General features: G+C 43.3%; 14 protein-coding genes. 6 read left to right on the top strand and 8 right to left on the bottom strand.

The annotated features are described in order from the left end of the window. Positions 1-319: 319 nt before the first annotated feature. Both AC1DM9_RS27440 and AC1DM9_RS27435 read right to left on the bottom strand, forming a co-directional pair. Complete coding sequence (locus AC1DM9_RS27440) at positions 320-1870, bottom strand: SAM-dependent methyltransferase (protein ID WP_477583242.1); 1551 nt, start codon at positions 1868-1870, stop codon at positions 320-322. A gap of 212 nt (positions 1871-2082) precedes the next feature. Continuing rightward, positions 2083-3639, bottom strand: coding sequence for an ABC-F family ATP-binding cassette domain-containing protein (locus AC1DM9_RS27435; RefSeq protein WP_441885522.1), 1557 nt, complete (start codon positions 3637-3639; stop codon positions 2083-2085). Positions 3640-3762: 123 nt separating this feature from the next. Here AC1DM9_RS27435 and AC1DM9_RS27430 point away from each other — a divergent pair, with 123 nt between their 5' ends. The 4 genes from AC1DM9_RS27430 to AC1DM9_RS27415 all read left to right on the top strand — a co-directional run bounded on the left by AC1DM9_RS27430 (position 3763) and on the right by AC1DM9_RS27415 (position 7384). Further along, the gene (locus tag AC1DM9_RS27430) at positions 3763-4797 is read left to right on the top strand and encodes an EAL domain-containing protein (protein WP_441885524.1); all 1035 of its coding nucleotides are present in this window, start codon (positions 3763-3765) and stop codon (positions 4795-4797) included. Between the two features lie 252 nt (positions 4798-5049). Further along, positions 5050-5604 carry a TetR/AcrR family transcriptional regulator gene (locus tag AC1DM9_RS27425; RefSeq protein WP_477583343.1) on the top strand — a complete coding sequence of 185 codons (555 nt, stop codon included), beginning with the start codon at positions 5050-5052 and terminating at the stop codon, positions 5602-5604. A gap of 103 nt (positions 5605-5707) precedes the next feature. Next, positions 5708-6160 (top strand): GNAT family N-acetyltransferase, encoded by a 453-nt coding sequence (locus AC1DM9_RS27420; RefSeq protein ID WP_477583240.1) that lies wholly within the window; start codon positions 5708-5710, stop codon positions 6158-6160. A 21-nt stretch (positions 6161-6181) separates the two neighbouring features. Then, on the top strand, positions 6182-7384 hold the full coding sequence (locus tag AC1DM9_RS27415; RefSeq protein WP_477551766.1) for an MFS transporter: 1203 nt from the start codon (positions 6182-6184) through the stop codon (positions 7382-7384). A gap of 142 nt (positions 7385-7526) precedes the next feature. On the opposite strand, the gene AC1DM9_RS27410 is transcribed toward AC1DM9_RS27415, so the two are convergent. Continuing rightward, a complete protein-coding gene (locus tag AC1DM9_RS27410; RefSeq protein ID WP_076270337.1) occupies positions 7527-7880 on the bottom strand; it encodes a hypothetical protein in 354 nt (117 codons plus the stop codon). 395 nt (positions 7881-8275) lie between these two features. Here AC1DM9_RS27410 and AC1DM9_RS27405 point away from each other — a divergent pair, with 395 nt between their 5' ends. Then, a complete protein-coding gene (locus AC1DM9_RS27405) occupies positions 8276-9049 on the top strand; it encodes a DeoR/GlpR family DNA-binding transcription regulator (RefSeq protein WP_477583238.1) in 774 nt (257 codons plus the stop codon). Positions 9050-9176: 127 nt separating this feature from the next. Here AC1DM9_RS27405 and AC1DM9_RS27400 read toward each other — a convergent pair whose 3' ends face one another. The 4 genes from AC1DM9_RS27400 to AC1DM9_RS27385 all read right to left on the bottom strand — a co-directional run bounded on the left by AC1DM9_RS27400 (position 9177) and on the right by AC1DM9_RS27385 (position 12941). Next, entirely contained in the window at positions 9177-9899 is a 723-nt protein-coding gene (locus AC1DM9_RS27400) for a Stf0 family sulfotransferase (RefSeq protein WP_477583236.1), read from the bottom strand. Positions 9900-9920: 21 nt separating this feature from the next. Continuing rightward, complete coding sequence (gene cysC, locus AC1DM9_RS27395; protein ID WP_477583234.1) at positions 9921-10484, bottom strand: adenylyl-sulfate kinase; 564 nt, start codon at positions 10482-10484, stop codon at positions 9921-9923. A 146-nt stretch (positions 10485-10630) separates the two neighbouring features. Continuing rightward, the gene (locus AC1DM9_RS27390; RefSeq protein ID WP_477509978.1) at positions 10631-11692 is read right to left on the bottom strand and encodes an LLM class flavin-dependent oxidoreductase; all 1062 of its coding nucleotides are present in this window, start codon (positions 11690-11692) and stop codon (positions 10631-10633) included. A 31-nt stretch (positions 11693-11723) separates the two neighbouring features. Beyond that, the gene (locus AC1DM9_RS27385; RefSeq protein ID WP_477583341.1) at positions 11724-12941 is read right to left on the bottom strand and encodes an MFS transporter; all 1218 of its coding nucleotides are present in this window, start codon (positions 12939-12941) and stop codon (positions 11724-11726) included. A 338-nt stretch (positions 12942-13279) separates the two neighbouring features. Between AC1DM9_RS27385 and AC1DM9_RS27380 the strand changes: the two genes are divergently transcribed. Further along, entirely contained in the window at positions 13280-13882 is a 603-nt protein-coding gene (locus tag AC1DM9_RS27380; protein WP_477583232.1) for a TetR/AcrR family transcriptional regulator, read from the top strand. A 181-nt stretch (positions 13883-14063) separates the two neighbouring features. Here AC1DM9_RS27380 and AC1DM9_RS27375 read toward each other — a convergent pair whose 3' ends face one another. Beyond that, positions 14064-15440 (bottom strand): serine hydrolase domain-containing protein, encoded by a 1377-nt coding sequence (locus AC1DM9_RS27375; RefSeq protein ID WP_477583230.1) that lies wholly within the window; start codon positions 15438-15440, stop codon positions 14064-14066. Between the last annotated feature and the right edge of the window lie 300 nt (positions 15441-15740).

Below are 15740 nucleotides of genomic sequence, written 5' to 3'. Positions count from 1 at the left end.
TCAAAATAGCCTATGTGGCTCGTCCGTAAGCACACATACGTGCTTATTACGCCAATTCGACGTGTGCGGATCAACGAAAAATGGCTGTAAGCACACATTTGCGCTTACAGCCTCAAAATACCCTATGTAGCTGGTACGTAAGCACACATACGTGCTTATTACACCAATTCGACGTGTACACAACAACGAAAAATGGCTGTAAGCACATATTTGCGCTTACAGCCTCAAAATAGCCTATGTAGCTCGTCCGTAAGCACACATACGTGCTTATTACACCAATTCGACGTGCGCGGAACATTGAAAAAGGCTGCTCCTCCTCCTATTTGAAGGCGGTTAACAACGACTTCGCTTCCTCATGCTCTGGCTCCATCGCCAAAACTTGATGCGCATATTGTAATGCTTCTGGCTCTTCGCCCTCTTCATAGCAGCAAATCGCCAGCTTGTAGAGTGCATCCACAGTCGTCTTGCCAGCCTCCATCAAACGCTCCAAATATAGCCTTGCATCCGCATACAGCTCCAGCTCATAAAGCAGACTTCCGCATGCCAAAGCCAAATGGTGCTGTTCATTCATCGGATAATAGCCCGCCCACATCATTTGCATGCCCTGCCGAAGATCATCGGCTTCTTCGTCGCTGCTATCTGGCAGCAGCGACTGTATGCGCTCAGCGCTTTGAATGAACAATTGCGCATCGTAGCGGCTCAGTCGCCAGAAAGCTAAAATGGCGTACATCTCTAGCGATTCCAAATGCTCGTCAAACCATAGCTTCAAGCTAAAGTAATCATCCGGTCCAAAACGTTCGACAAAACGACGATAAGCTAAGCGTGTATTTGCATAGCTTGCTGGCTTCTCCAGCATGATGATGCAGCCGACATTCAAATTTTTATAATGATGGTTAGTAAAATAGGACAATGCGCCTTTTTGTTCAAAAACATGCTGTATCGCATGATAGTTGGCCGTGAGCGAAAAGCTGCCGTGATGAATCAGTTCGGGCGGCTCAGCAAATGCCCAGTTCTCCATTCGGTGATCGCCTTTATCGGCTGTAAGCAGCACAAATCCCGCTTGTGATAACCGTCCAAGCCGTTCAAGACAATCCATCCCAATCTCCGGGAAGAGGATATGCGAATCCTCAAGCTGCTGCTTATACAGCTCGATCACATTCCGATAAGGGTACGATTGCTCTTCATACTCGGCTGCTCTTCGGTAATGATACTCGGGCTCTATGCTCACCAGCATGTCCGATACATCTATGCCATCCGCCTCAGCAGCAGGTACCGCGAAGGACACCTTACATTCAAAAATATGACCTTCATCCACATAAATGAGCTCTTGCGGAATGCTGTCAAAAAAATAATTGGCGACAAGCAGCAGCGGCTCCTTCAGGTCTGCCTGCTTTATCGTGACACCCGATTCCGTCAGTTGAAGCTCTGTATCACGTACCGCGTCAAACTTAGCGAAATCGAGTATGCCTTGCTGGACAAATGGCTGTAAGCGTTCATGCTGCTGCCAATAGGCAATATTTTTGACTGGCAAATCACTCATGATGTAACGAAACGGCGGAAGCTCCATACCTGCAAAATCTATCAGCTCACATAATGCCGTAAGCACTTGATAGGCTAGTCGACCCGAGCCTGCTCCAAGCTCAAGGATCGTAATCGGTTCCTCCGATATGCCACCTAACCTTGCTCTATCCTGTAAAAATCCGAATATGATCTCTGCATAAGCAGACGCGATCACAGGATTGTTCGTAATGTACTGCGGCACTTCATCATTTTGCCACGCCTCGATGCCCTGCTCTTCAAAATAAGCGCGCTGCAGCTCCCAAATAGGCGCTTCACTGAATCGATAAATCGGCTGATCGCTATTATTCATTCTTTTAAACCTACTTTGCTTAATGTAATAAAAGAATTAAACTGGCCTTACCCAAATATCCTAGGTCAAATCCATCAGCTTTAAACCTAGCATCTGTATGCAGCCTTGTCTACTCTTGCCTTAATGAACCAACGAAAAGGTTTCACCTGCCATACGCAAAAAAGGAGACGCGCCTGCAGGCTCGTCTCCTATTTCTGACTATATTAGACGATTTAAAATACCTTCGTCGTCCAAGATTCACAGTTCCATGTATCGGTTACAACATCGCGGTAAAATTCTGGTTCGTGAGAGATAAGCAAAATGCTGCCTTTGTACGCCTTAAGCGCACGTTTCAGCTCGTCCTTCGCATCGACATCCAAGTGATTGGTCGGCTCATCCAGTACTAACAGGTTTGTTTCGCTGTTGATCAGCTTGCAAAGGCGAACCTTCGCCTTCTCGCCGCCGCTAAGCACCGCAATTTTGCTTTCAATATGCTTGGTCGTCAGCCCGCATTTCGCGAGTGCCGCACGTACTTCGAATTGGGAGAGTGAAGGGAACTCCTTCCACACTTCCTCAATACACGTATTGTAGTTTGCATCCTTAATTTCCTGTTGGAAATATCCGATTTGCTGATGCTCCCCGCGTTGTACCGTACCCGATATAGCTGGAATTTCGCCTAAAATACTGCGAAGCAGCGTCGTTTTACCAATACCGTTCGCCCCTACGAGAGCAATCTTCTGACCGCGTTCCATACGAAGATCAAGCGGTCTCGACAACGGACTGTCATATCCGATAACAAGCTCCTTCGTCTCGAATATGAGCTTGCCGGAGGTTCTTCCGTCCTTGAAGTTGAACTGCGGCTTCGGCTTTTCCTTCGCAATTTCAATGACATCCATCTTATCGAGCTTCTTCTGTCTCGACATCGCCATGTTCCGCGTCGCTACGCTCGCTTTGTTGCGTGCTACGAAGTCCTTCAGATCAGCTATTTCCTGCTGCTGACGCTTATATGCCGATTCAAGCTGCTGCTTTTTCATTTCATGAACCTGTTGGAAGTATTCATAGTCGCCAACATAGCGGTTCAGCTCTTGATTCTCCATATGATAAATGAGGTTAATTACACTGTTAAGGAACGGAATATCATGTGAAATGAGAATAAATGCATTCTCGTACTCTTGCAAGTAACGCTTCAGCCATTCGATATGCTGCTCATCGAGATAGTTCGTCGGCTCATCGAGAAGCAGAATGTCCGGCTTCTCCAGCAGCAGCTTCGCTAGAAGCACCTTCGTCCGCTGCCCTCCGCTCAAATCATTAACGTCCTTATCAAGACCAATATCCGTAAGGCCAAGACCACGAGCCGTTTCGTCAATTTTCGCATCGATCAAATAGAAATCCTGATTCGTCAGCGTATCCTGAATCGTTCCAACATCCTCAAGCATTTGCTCGAGTTCCTCTGGCGTTACATCGCCCATTCTGCCGTACATATCGTTCATTTCTTGTTCCATATCGAGCAGGTACTGAAAAGCTCCCTTCAGCACGTCCCGCATCGTCATTCCTTTGCTGAGAACCGCATGCTGATCGAGATAACCTACGCGCATGCGCTTCGACCATTCAACCTTGCCGTCGTCAGGCTGCAGCTTACCTGTAATAATGTTCATAAAAGTGGACTTGCCCTCGCCGTTAGCGCCGATCAGTCCAATATGCTCGCCTTTAAGCAGGCGGAAGGATACGTCGTTGAAGATCGCGCGATCTCCAAAGCCGTGGCTTAGTCGTTCTACGTTTAATATGCTCATGAATGACACCTTTTCTTTTGGAATATTATCGTTTTATTATAAACGTTATAGGCCCTACAACTCAATGTGGGATTAAATTGTTCATGAACTTCGACACGATTCGATAATTTTGATATAATTAACATGAAATTTTTAACATATTTCGGGTTAGGCGGTGCCATCATGAGTTGTCAAAATTGTGAGCTTGTCCCCCCTATTCAAGACCAAGGTAAGATAAAACTCGTTACCCCGCAGAAATCCGAACAGATACAATACACATCCAAAGAACAGCTTTTGGAGTATTTGAACAAGCTGTTGCAGCAATTGAGTCCGGAGGAGCAATCAGCTGTTCAAATCGAATTTGGGAACGTAGGAGAGACAAGCTCTGCTTTGACTCCCAATCGTCTCCCTCTCAACCTATTTGCCGCACGCATTCATCACCATCACCTCGTCCATATGATAGCTGATAATCATTTTACAAGTTTTATGCAGCCCATTATGGATATCGATAGCCAAAACATTTTCGCCTATGAGTTTCTCATGCGCCCTGCCGAAGGGCAACCTGCCTTCCAACCTTATGAACTCTTTCAGGTTGCACAGCAAACTGGCCTGCATTCTTTTCTTGATCGCTCTGCTCGTATTTCAGCAATTCAAGTCAGTGCCATGCACCTCAAAAAGGGAACAAAACGGTTCATAAACTTTTTACCTTCATCCATTTATAATCCTAATTATTGCTTAAGTCATACCTTTGAGGCGATTGAGCAATATGAGCAGGACCCGCAGGATTTTGTTTTTGAAGTCGTAGAAACGGAAAAGATTTCGGATGTGTTGCATTTAAAAAACATTTTTAATGTATACAAAGAGCACGGTATTCAAGTTGCACTGGATGATGTTGGATCTGGATTTTCTACGTTAGACGTTTTGGAAGAGCTCAAGCCCCATTTTGTAAAAATAGATCGTGAATTGGTAAGCCACTGCGATAGCAACGATAAGAAACAGAAGCTCATTGCAGACATCGTGCGAAGTGCGAGATCGTTTGGTGCTACGGTTTTAGCAGAAGGAGTGGAACGGAAAGAAGAGCTCGATTTCTGTAAAACGCAGCAGATCACTCTTGCTCAGGGTTATTTAATAGGCAAGCCTGCCCCGCTGCCATTATCTAATCAACCAATTTTGATTTAATTAACTTCATCTGAACCCATCTTTGCCACGGTATCCTCCATGTGATTATCGTGGCCTTTTTTTATACATGTTCAACACATTCCCTCTTTCTCTTAAACTCCAATAATCAAATGCAGCTCTCCAAAGCGCAGTTCGCGATTGACAATAGCAAGGCAAGTGGTTAATATTGTCGTATAAAACTATTATAGTTTTTTTAGTTTTCTCAAGTCTAAAAGTTTTCTCTCAGGGGGTCTGTTCTTGATAGATCGAATTATGAAAGCATTTATCGAAGAGATTCATGATAAAGGAATCAAATTTACAATGGACGATTTGGCCTCTCGGCTAGGGATTAGCAAACGGACATTGTACGAGCATTTCCCTTCTAAAGTAAGTATTTTGGAAGCACTCATTGCGCAAACTTTAGGTGAATTCGATGAGAAAACAGCTCTGATCACGCAAGACGCAAGCTTATCCATTATTGAGAAAATCAGAGGTATTGTAACCCTTCTAACAAAACATTATGAATTATATGATATACGGATATTGGAGCAAATGAAGCGTTACTATCCAGAGCAATGGAAAAAAATCGATAATGCGCTGACCGATGACTGGGATGCATTGCGCAGCGTCATTGAACAAGGCATTCACGAAGGCATTATAGTGAACAAAAATATATCAGTCATTATGAAGCTAATGATCGACGCAGCAAACTCAACACTCGATCAACGCTTTTATCAAAAAAATGATATTACGCTTTCCGAAGCTTTATCCACCATTGTCGATATTATTCTATTTGGACTAGTGCCTAGAGCTGCAAAGGGAGAATAAAAGCCAACGCTTTTATTCTTTTTTTAAACAGCTAGAAAACTATAAAAACAAAAATAGTTTCATGAGTATTGAAATTTACTGCAAAAGAAAGCGAGTGAACAGAATGAGTCTTCATTTTTGTGAAGTAACAACAGAAAACTGGCGCGCTGTAGCCGCATTATCGGTGTCCAAGGAGCAGCAACCATTTATCGAAAGCAACGCCTTTTCTTTAGCCGAATGTTTATTTGAGAAAAACGCAACTTCCCTTGCATTATATGATGGCGAAACTTTAGTCGGCTATGCGATGTACGGCTGGCAAAACAACGTGAACAAGAGTGTGTGGCTTGACCGCTTTATGATTGATTACCGATTCCAAGGAAACGGATATGCCAAGCGCTTTATTCCTATACTTCTCGAATATTTACAGCACTTATATGAAAGCCGAACCATTTATTTGAGCCTCCATCAACATAATTCGCGTGCTCAACGGCTATATGAACATTTTGGATTCCGCTTAAACGGTGAGATTGATGCAGACGGGCCGGTTGTCGGAATGGTCATGGAATTAAATTTATAGAAACATAATAGGTGAAACCATATGAAAACATTATTTAGTAATCGCGTTTATTTATTAGTTACCGCTTCTGATTTATTGCAAAATATAGGTACATGGATACGAAATATTGCTTTGCTCTTTTTTGTATTGGAAAAATCAAATAATGACCCGGTCGCTGTGTCGATGCTGACGGTTATCGAATATTTCCCTATCTTTGCTGTTGCCCTTGTAGGCGGGGCGCTCGTTGATCGGTGGAATCCCAAAAAAACGATGATTATAGCTGACTTATTAAGTATCGTATCTATTTTGCTCATCATTGGCGTTTTGGATCTAGGCTTCTGGCCAGCTATTTATATAGCCACTTTCGTATCAACTATTATTACACAGTTCTCTCAGCCATCATCCATTAAGCTCATTAAACGTTATGTCGAACCGCAGCATGTTGGAGCAGCTGTTGGTTTAACGCAAAGCATGAACTCGATTTTCATGATTGTTGGGCCTGTCATCGGTACCGCTATTTACGTTAATTTTGGACTTAAGGTATCCTTATACAGCTTATTGATCCTATTCGCCCTTTCTGCCTCCTTTCTTTCGTTTCTTCCTAAACAGACCCGTGAAGAGAAAAAAGAAAACAGCTCTGTTCTGAAAGAAATTAAAGAGGGCATGATCTACCTCCGACAAAATAGAATATTGGTTGTTATAGCCGTATGGTTTGCTATTGATGGTCTGTCTTGGGGACTTATTCAACCACTTGATGTATTTATATTGACGGAAAGACTGCAATTGCCGAAAGAGAATTTGCAATGGTTCAGTATGTTATACGGAGTCGGGATGCTAGCTGGGGGATTAATAGCTGCTTCTATTGGCAATCGTTTTGAAACTCGGAAAATATTTACCGTTGTTATTATTGTAACGGCGACGGGAGTGCTCGTTCAGGCGCTTTCCACTTACGTTTGGTTAACCGCATCATTCCATCTGCTGGTCGGTTTATTTTATACCGTGCTGCAAGTACTGCTGAATATGCTATTTATCAAATCCGTACAGGATGAATACGTTGGGCGAGTTAACGGTGTGATGGTTCCTGTATTTATCGGATTTATGTTAATCGGTACGTTTTGCTCAGGGTTTCTGAAAGAAGCGACCTCTTTAATTTTCGTGTACGGGACTTCCAGCTTCGTACTGCTGCTGACGCTGCCTATCATCGCTAGATTAAAGCCAAAGCATTTGAGCAAAATGAAGCACTAGCAGTGCGTCAGGGATTAAATCAAAGAAAACACCCAACTATTCTCGCGAAAAAGCGAACTCGCAAGTTAGATGGGAGATTAGATTAAATCGCTATGATTAACCTTTTTTATGGCTTTTAATAAAAGGATTGCTCTACGTTACTCTATCTGTTTTTTGTAGTGCGACGCGAAGTTGCGGCTGTCCGTGACTTTGCGTCGTATTTTTTATTTTTTATTCTTGCTGGTTTTCTGGATAGATTGCTGACGGTTGCCTTTGGTCCAAAAAACGAACCAACTACTTTGAAAGTAGGAGGGATCTGTTGAACGAAGCCAAACAACTGCTGCATTCTTCCCATCATAGACATGATTCCATCAATACCGCCAATTCGACTAAACATAGACCCTGCTCTTTCAAAACCAGGCTCAAAAGTAGAATCAACCGGTTGACTAAAGTCATTAAATGGTTCATCTACAGTAGGAAGAATTGCGCTTATACGAGCTCTTTTTCTTCTTTCCACTTCGAATCACATTCCTTTTCTTAGTAATGTTGAAATAGGTCTACTTCAAACTATGCAAGTACACCTCTATCGGTATAGTTAGTCATCTATAAAGCTCAAATTTTACCTTATCTTTTTAAAATATGTTCCCAGTTTGGCGGTAAATCACCCTTCTGCGGGCCTTTGATATGCTTCCAGCCTACTAGCTTTACATTATCAGGATTCATCGGCGATATATCATACGTCAATCGGTCCTCTCCGACTGAAATGTGTGGGCCAACAACAGGAATGGCTGCCTCTCAGCTTAAACGTGAATAAAACAGAATTAACATGAATAAAACCGATTGACAAAACTGAATAAAACAGAATAATATGGAATTGTAACTGGTTATAAAATCCAGAGGAGGCGATTCGATATGTTTACCGATGAGCGTCGTGACAAGATTATTGAGCTGCTACAAAAAAACGGCAGAGTACTCGCCAAGGAACTAGCGGATATGTTTGAATTGTCGATTGATTCCATCCGAAGGGATCTATCGATTATGGAGGAGAAAGGGCTGCTCAAACGTACGCATGGCGGCGCAATACCAGCTGCTAAAGTCCGCAGCGCCCCGCTCCCGCCAGACCTTCGTTATAAAGAGGCTTCACCGCATCAAGATGCCATATCGAAATTAGCAGCTTCTTTTATACAAGAAAAGGATACTGTATTTATAGGCAGTGCAGGCATCCATTACGGCATGTTAAAGTTTCTTCCTGAGGTACCTTTTACGGTAGTTACGAATGCAATCAGAGTGGCTGATGCGTTGAAGGATCGTGAAGAAATTGATGTTTATTTGATAGGCGGCAAAGTGAAAAGTTCCGGAAACATTTCCGATACACTCGCTAATCAGTTTCTTAGACAATTCACTTTAGATCTGTGCTTCGTTGCTGGGGGCGGAATTTCCAAAAACGGGGTAAGCACCTCTTCTCCAGAAGTAGCTTCATTAGGACGAACGGCGGTCGAAATTTCTAGAAAACGAATTTGTCTAGCTCCTCATGAGAAGCTAGGCGTCGATTTTTTTGCAAAAGAAGGTCCCATTACCGATATGGATCTATTAATTACCGATAGTGAAGCCAGCATAAATGCCATTGAGGATATTGAGAACAAAGGTGTCAAAGTGTTAATTGCTCAGATTCCAGAGGTATCTTAATCATTCTTAATCGGGGCTGCGGCTGCAGCTCCGTCTTGCTATATCGCGGTTGCTTGTATCCGAGCGTTAGCGGAAAACCGCGAATGCTTGCGCCTATACTAGGAGCTAAGACATCAATTAATCGTGATTACCACACTTTTGTTTCGTTTCCCGCTTGTCGCTCTTGACGGTAACGCTGCACCCACTGCTCTGCCACATCATCGGCTAACTTATCGAAAGCTGGAGGAGCAACCTCCACCGACTCGGACTGAATGTTCAGAAAATCCAGCACCCTCAGCACTGTTCCTTCATAATCGAGAATAAAATCTTCATAAACGATCGTAAGTGGAACGATCCCTTCTTCTGTAAAAAAGTCCTCCATCGCCGCTTCCCGAAGCGAGCTTTCGATGAATAAATGGTTGATTACATCAAAATTATACTTATCGGCAATATCATGCTCTTGCGGTTTTTGGCCATGCTGCCGATGCCACTCTCCGGATACGATGGCCCGCCACCAAGATACGGCTAAACGGACTTTATTTCTTCTCGTCATATAGATATGTTTATCGCAATTCGGAAAAGCTGCACGCCAGACACTATCTTTTGTCGCCGTATCAGGCAATTGAAAGATGTTCCGAAATGCAGTGATCCATTCGCTATTCATACTTGTTTTCAAGCCAAAAACACCATTTGACGAAGTACCTTCCCGCCACATCTGCTCCATTTTGTCCACCGTCATTGTCTTGGGATCATTGAAGAGCAGCCACTCCGCAGGATTTCCTGCTACGCCAGTTGATGAAAGAGCTTCGTTCAGCAGGGTACTCCCTGTACGCTGTGAAAACCATATTGTATAACTTTTTTCCGGTCTCATTTATATATCACCCTCTCTATTCTAGATATTGTTCAATCGGGATTCGATGTACGCAACAAGCGCATTTATAGCATCTGCTTCGCCAAACTTCTCCGTGTCTATGATCATATTAGGTTGTATCGGCGTCTCGTAAGGGGAATCAATGCCCGTAAAATCCTTTATTTCTCCTGCTCTCGCTTTGCGATACAAGCCCTTGGGATCACGTTGTTCGCATTCCTCCAGTGAGCATTTCACATACACTTCAGCAAAATCATCCGGACCAAACCGCTGCTTAATCTGCTTTCGGTACGATTCATAAGGGGAAATCATCGGTACAAGGACAACAAAACCTTTCTCTAGAAACATATCCGCAATCTCCATTGCACGGCGCATATTTTCCAGTCGTGCCTCTTCCGTAAACCCAAGATCCCGATTCAAGCCTTGCCGTAATCGATCGCCGTCAATGATGACGCATCTGATCCCACGCCTCAGCAGCTCACTCTCCGCCCCGCAAGCAAGCGTCGTTTTTCCTGAACCGGACAACCCCGTTAACCAGAAAATAGAACCATTATGACCATTCCACTTTTCCCAACTCGTCCTTTGCATAGCCGAGGCCTCCTTTCGATGTGGAGCCGAAGCCCACCACGTCATCTGTTTGTCTTTAGTATAGAGATTTGGGATGGATGCGAGCAAGGTAATGATTTATTATAGCCGTTTGTAGGGGAGCAACGCTTACACCAGCTACAGCTGAATTATGATTCTTTTTCCGTCTCCGCTTCCCACTTGGCAATTTCCTCTCGGACGCGTGGCGCAACCTCTGTTCCTAGCAGCTCAATGGCTCTCATCACTTGATCATGCGGCATAGTACTTAAAGGCACGTACATCATAAAACGCGTAACGCCTACATTTTTCCGAAGATGAATAATTTTTTGGGCAACGGTTTCCGGATCACCCACATAAAGTGCTCCTTCAAAGCTGCGCGCGGCATCAAAGCTGGAACGGTCATAATGCGCCCAGCCTCGCTCTTTCCCCAGTTTATTCATGCCTGCTTGCGTGGAAGGAAAAAAAGTATCTGCTGCTAGATCTGTATTTTCTGCAACAAAACCTATGGAATGAGACCCCACTTTAAGGCGCGAATCATCATGGCCGGCATGCGCAGCCGCTTTCTTATAAAGCTGTACCAGTGGTTCAAATTGCATCGGGCTACCGCCAATGATCGCCAGCATCAATGGCAGGCCGAGCAGTCCAGCACGGATTGCAGAGTCCCGATTGCCTCCGCTGCCTACCCATATCGGCAACGAATTTTGAACAGGCCGAGGATATACGCCTAAATCATGAATGGCAGGCCGATGCCCGCCTTTCCAGGTTACTTTTTCGGACCCTCGTATTTTTAAGAGCAATTCCAAATGTTCCTCGAACAGCTCGTCATAGTCATTCAAATCATAGCCAAACAGTGGAAAAGATTCGATAAAGGAACCCCGACCAGCCATAATTTCCGCACGCCCATTTGAAATACCATCGAGCGTTGCAAAATCCTGAAAAACGCGTACCGGGTCAGATGAAGAAAGTACCGTTACTGCACTCGTTAGCTGAATCCGTTTCGTCTGTGATGCAGCTGCGGCTAGTACAACTGCAGGTGAAGATGCTGCATAATCCTTCCGATGATGCTCACCTACGCCAAATACATCAAGTCCCACCTGATCGGCAAGGACAATTTCCTCGACAACCTCACGCAATCGCTGCGCATGACTTATTACTGCACCCGTTTGAATATCCGGCTTTGTTTCTACAAACGAAGTTATTCCTATTTCCATGGTCAATCTCTCCTGTTTATATTATTTATTTTCATGCGGAAGGGGCAGTACGCCTCGTCATTGCCCAAAACAGAAGAGCGAGTGTACTAACCGATGCTCCAAGCAAACATACTCCGTCCCAGCCGTAATGGGCATAGGTTAGAGTCGATGAGATCGAACCAACGGCACTTCCTATGGAGTAAAAAACCATGTATCCCGCTGCAAGCCGGCTGCGAGCCTCCGCATGCAATGCGAAAATCATGCTTTGATTCGTGACATGTACCGCCTGCACAGCCAAATCAAGAAGAACAATGCCAATGACCAAGGCGAATAGCGACTGATCTGTATAGCTGATTAACAACCATGATAGGAGCAATAGAATCAAAGCTATGCCCGTCGTTCTCTGTCCATAACCTTGATCGGCAAGCTTTCCCGCCCTTGCAGCAGCTAACGCTCCAACAGCTCCCACGAGGCCAAACGCCCCAATGGCAGTGTGAGAAAGAGACCATGGCGGTGCGCTAAGTGGCAGCACTAATGAAGTCCACAATATACTGAAAGCCGTAAAAATCAGCATAGCCAGAACTGCCCGGATACGTAGGATCCTCTCTTGTAAGAACATCATAAACACCGACTTAAGCAGCTGAGGATAGGACAGTGATTTCACTTCCCGCTTCACATTTGGCAAAACTTTAAATAATGCAACAACCATAAGAAGCATCAATGCTGCAGAAAATAAATATACGGAACGCCAACCCGCTATATCTGTTAATACTCCTGCAATCGTTCGTGCAAGAAGGATGCCAATAACAATTCCACTTGTTACCACGCCAACGACACGTCCTCTTTCGGCAGGGGCAGCTATGCTCGTTGCAAATGCTACAAGCGTCTGAGCTACAACCGCAAGCAGTCCCACCAAGGCCATACCTGCGAAAAGCATCAGGCTAGAGGAGGCAAACCCAACGATAACTAGAGCGATCACGGAAAATAACATCTGACCGATAATGAGTCGGCGCTGGTTCAGTAAATCTCCAAGCGGTACCAACAGTAACAATCCCAATCCATAAAAAATTTGGGTGATCGTAATCAGAATGCCAATGGTTGAATAGTCAATGTCAAACGCCATCGACAGATGATCGAGCAGCGGTTGTGCGAAATAGATATTCGCAACAGACATCCCGCAGGCAACCGCAAACAACAGAGTAACCAAGCGAGACATGGAGGAACCCTGGACCGAATCACCATCGTTATTTGTTCCCTGTGATGAATTCATCTTTACCTTGTTATAGACTGCTGCTTTTTCTCTAAGCTCCTCCATTTCAAACACACCTTTTCTTTATTCATTTTAAAAACCGTCTTTTCTATACCGATCGGTACGTTATATTGCTCGGTAAATATAGCGCATAAAAACGATCTCTGTCAACGTAAAAATGTTTGCACATGGTTTTAGGTTAAAAACCAAGTTTATATTGTGATTAACGGATCTTTCATTTGACATTGCAAATCGCAAATTATAAAATAATACTATACCAATTGGTACGTAAATATAGACGATTGACTATTGTATTTGATTAAACACTAGAAAATAAAGAGTACCGAGAGGTTTTGACTATGGGAAGAACCCGCGAATTTGACGAAGAAAAAGCATTGGATGCAGCTATGCAGCTGTTTTGGGAGAAGGGCTATGAGGCTACCTCACTAAGCGATTTAACTTCCAGAATGGGTATTCAACGGCCTAGCCTATACTCAGCTTTTGGTGACAAAAAAGAATTATTCGAAGCTGCACTGCGCAAATATACGATGTCGCGTGCTGCTCTCGTTCGAACCAAGCTTCAGAGCTATTCCTCTGTAAAGGATGCCTTTCGCCATTATTTTGAAGGGGTTGTTGCTGAGGAATACGGAGAAAATCGCAACCGTGGATGCTTTAGCATCAATACGATAGTCGAGCTTGCGCCGCATGATGAAAAATTCGAAATTCTCACAAGAGAACATCAAATGTACCTGTCCGTCATATTTCAAGAAACCATTGAACGAGGTATACAATCGGGTGAGCTCGAAATTTCAGTAAACGCGAAGGCTTTATCGCAGTCGCTAATCGTATCCTTAATTGGGTTAACGGTAATATTGAAAGCACGTCCAGAACAATCATTTATTGATAATACGATAGAAATCATACTTGCACAGCTTAAAGAAGCACCCGTTCACGGTCAGTAATTCAGTAGAAGAATGAATGTTATTGCCATCTATGCACCACATAAAAATAAAGCCCACTGACCTGTTTGGTCAAGCCCCAATATTGTAGACAATGAAAAAAGCCCTATGAAATGAACTGTTAAATGACAAAGCGGCAGACCAAATTCTGGTCTGCCCTTCATTGATTGAACTATCGTACCCGTTAGTTTAATTCTTGATTAGTATTAATTGGTGTCAGATTCATTGTTTTACCAAATAAATGAAATAGTCCTTTCAACACTCTGCCCACCTCATCATGAAAAAACTCTAATTCCCCCGCTGCTCCAACAGTTCTGAAGAGGCTAGTACCACGATTTTGAGATGCCTCTATGGGTCGAAGTTCATATTTGTACCATGGTTCATAAGCTATATATAATTTTGAATTTTCAACTGTTATTGTAGGGGTGAATTTTTTGTTATTACTTAAGTATTTACCAGTAAAACAGTCATAAGTTGAGTGATTAACTATAATATTTTTAGAAGATTGAGGTATAGCTACCTCCTCCCCACATACAATACGAGCCACATCCTTTATGATGACTGCCGGTTGAGACGGATGTACGTTGCTCATAACAATGATCAATAAATCCTCATTTATGAATCTTTGATACTCCGTCATAAAACCATCGACTGCACCGCTGAGTCCAATAACTTTAAGAGTTTGAAGCGAATTTTTCCGTATAACCTCGTTAGAGATATTCAATCCATATCCATAACTAGTAACTCCATTTACTACAACTTGTGGTGTCATCATTAAGTTTCGCGATTTTTCAGACAGTAGCATATCTGAAAAAAATGCAATATCCCACAAATACAAATCTTCAACAGTAGAATACAGCCCCCCTGCCCCCGTCATTATAGACATTTCTAAATAGTCAGCATTCACATAATTTCCCCATACCTTGTAGCCGGAAGCTCGATTAAGCAAGACAGCAACAGAATTGTCAGTCCCAGTATTATACATACCCAAGGGTTTAAAGATTAATTTATCAAGAAAGTTACTAAAGCATTCACCTGCCACAAGCTCCATAATTCGTGCAAGGACTATATATCCGGAATTACTATAAAAAAATCTCTCCCCAGGATTGAAGTCCAGTGGTAAGTGCTTAAAATGTGTTATGGTCGATTCAGGTGGTGAATAAACGCGAGCCATTGATCTATATTCTGGAAAGTTGGTGAAATTAGGTATCCCTGAAGTGTGTGTAAGAAGATGATGAATCGTAATTTTGTCACCATTTGGATAGTCATTAATAAACCTACTTAGCTTATCATTAATTGATAGTTTACCTTGCTCTTGAAGCAACAAGACAGCTGCTGCCGTAAATTGTTTGCTGACCGATCCTATACGAAATTTCGTCTCAATTTGGTTTGGTACTAAATGCTCTCGATTAGCTAATCCCCATCCTTTACTAAGTAAGCGATTACCTGATTGTTCTACGAGAATCGTTCCACAAAAACCATCTACACTTACTTGTCCTTCGATGTAGGCTTCTAATTTATCAACTACCCGTTTCTCCATTTTTGATATGTTCCCTTTCATTAATTGAAGTTAGATTTTACTAGTCCTCCTCATACATTTTCTTTCCCTTAATTTTCTCTTCTTAGTTTGCGTTATCCTGCCCGTTAGTTTAATAAAATGAGCAGACTATCGCAGAACCTGCCCATCGAAGTGTGCTATTAAACTAACGTTTCCCGTCCCTCGGTTTTAAGGGTTTATCTCACATATACTCACTCATTCGCAGGATTTCATCACCTTGGATTAGGTCGATTTTAAGAAACAGCACAGGTGATACCGGTTGAGGTGGTGGGCTGGGCATGCGGAAATAGAGGAACTATTAGG

It is taken from the genome of Paenibacillus sp. 01T431 (genome assembly GCF_056398625.1).
Note: the sequence above shows the minus strand (reverse complement) of the source record. Positions and strands in the feature narration are given on the sequence as shown.

Bases quoted from the DNA above. Each gene is read 5' to 3' on its own strand.
- AC1DM9_RS27440 (WP_477583242.1), bottom strand. From the start codon at position 1,870: ATGAATAATAGCGATCAGCCGATTTATCGATTCAGTGAAGCGCCTATT.
- AC1DM9_RS27435 (WP_441885522.1), bottom strand. From the start codon at position 3,639: ATGAGCATATTAAACGTAGAACGACTAAGCCACGGCTTTGGAGATCGC.
- AC1DM9_RS27430 (WP_441885524.1), top strand. From the start codon at position 3,763: ATGAAATTTTTAACATATTTCGGGTTAGGCGGTGCCATCATGAGTTGT.
- AC1DM9_RS27425 (WP_477583343.1), top strand. From the start codon at position 5,050: ATGAAAGCATTTATCGAAGAGATTCATGATAAAGGAATCAAATTTACA.
- AC1DM9_RS27420 (WP_477583240.1), top strand. From the start codon at position 5,708: ATGAGTCTTCATTTTTGTGAAGTAACAACAGAAAACTGGCGCGCTGTA.
- AC1DM9_RS27415 (WP_477551766.1), top strand. From the start codon at position 6,182: ATGAAAACATTATTTAGTAATCGCGTTTATTTATTAGTTACCGCTTCT.
- AC1DM9_RS27405 (WP_477583238.1), top strand. From the start codon at position 8,276: ATGTTTACCGATGAGCGTCGTGACAAGATTATTGAGCTGCTACAAAAA.
- AC1DM9_RS27400 (WP_477583236.1), bottom strand. From the start codon at position 9,899: ATGAGACCGGAAAAAAGTTATACAATATGGTTTTCACAGCGTACAGGG.
- cysC (WP_477583234.1), bottom strand. From the start codon at position 10,484: ATGCAAAGGACGAGTTGGGAAAAGTGGAATGGTCATAATGGTTCTATT.
- AC1DM9_RS27390 (WP_477509978.1), bottom strand. From the start codon at position 11,692: ATGGAAATAGGAATAACTTCGTTTGTAGAAACAAAGCCGGATATTCAA.
- AC1DM9_RS27385 (WP_477583341.1), bottom strand. From the start codon at position 12,941: ATGAATTCATCACAGGGAACAAATAACGATGGTGATTCGGTCCAGGGT.
- AC1DM9_RS27380 (WP_477583232.1), top strand. From the start codon at position 13,280: ATGGGAAGAACCCGCGAATTTGACGAAGAAAAAGCATTGGATGCAGCT.
- AC1DM9_RS27375 (WP_477583230.1), bottom strand. From the start codon at position 15,440: ATGAAAGGGAACATATCAAAAATGGAGAAACGGGTAGTTGATAAATTA.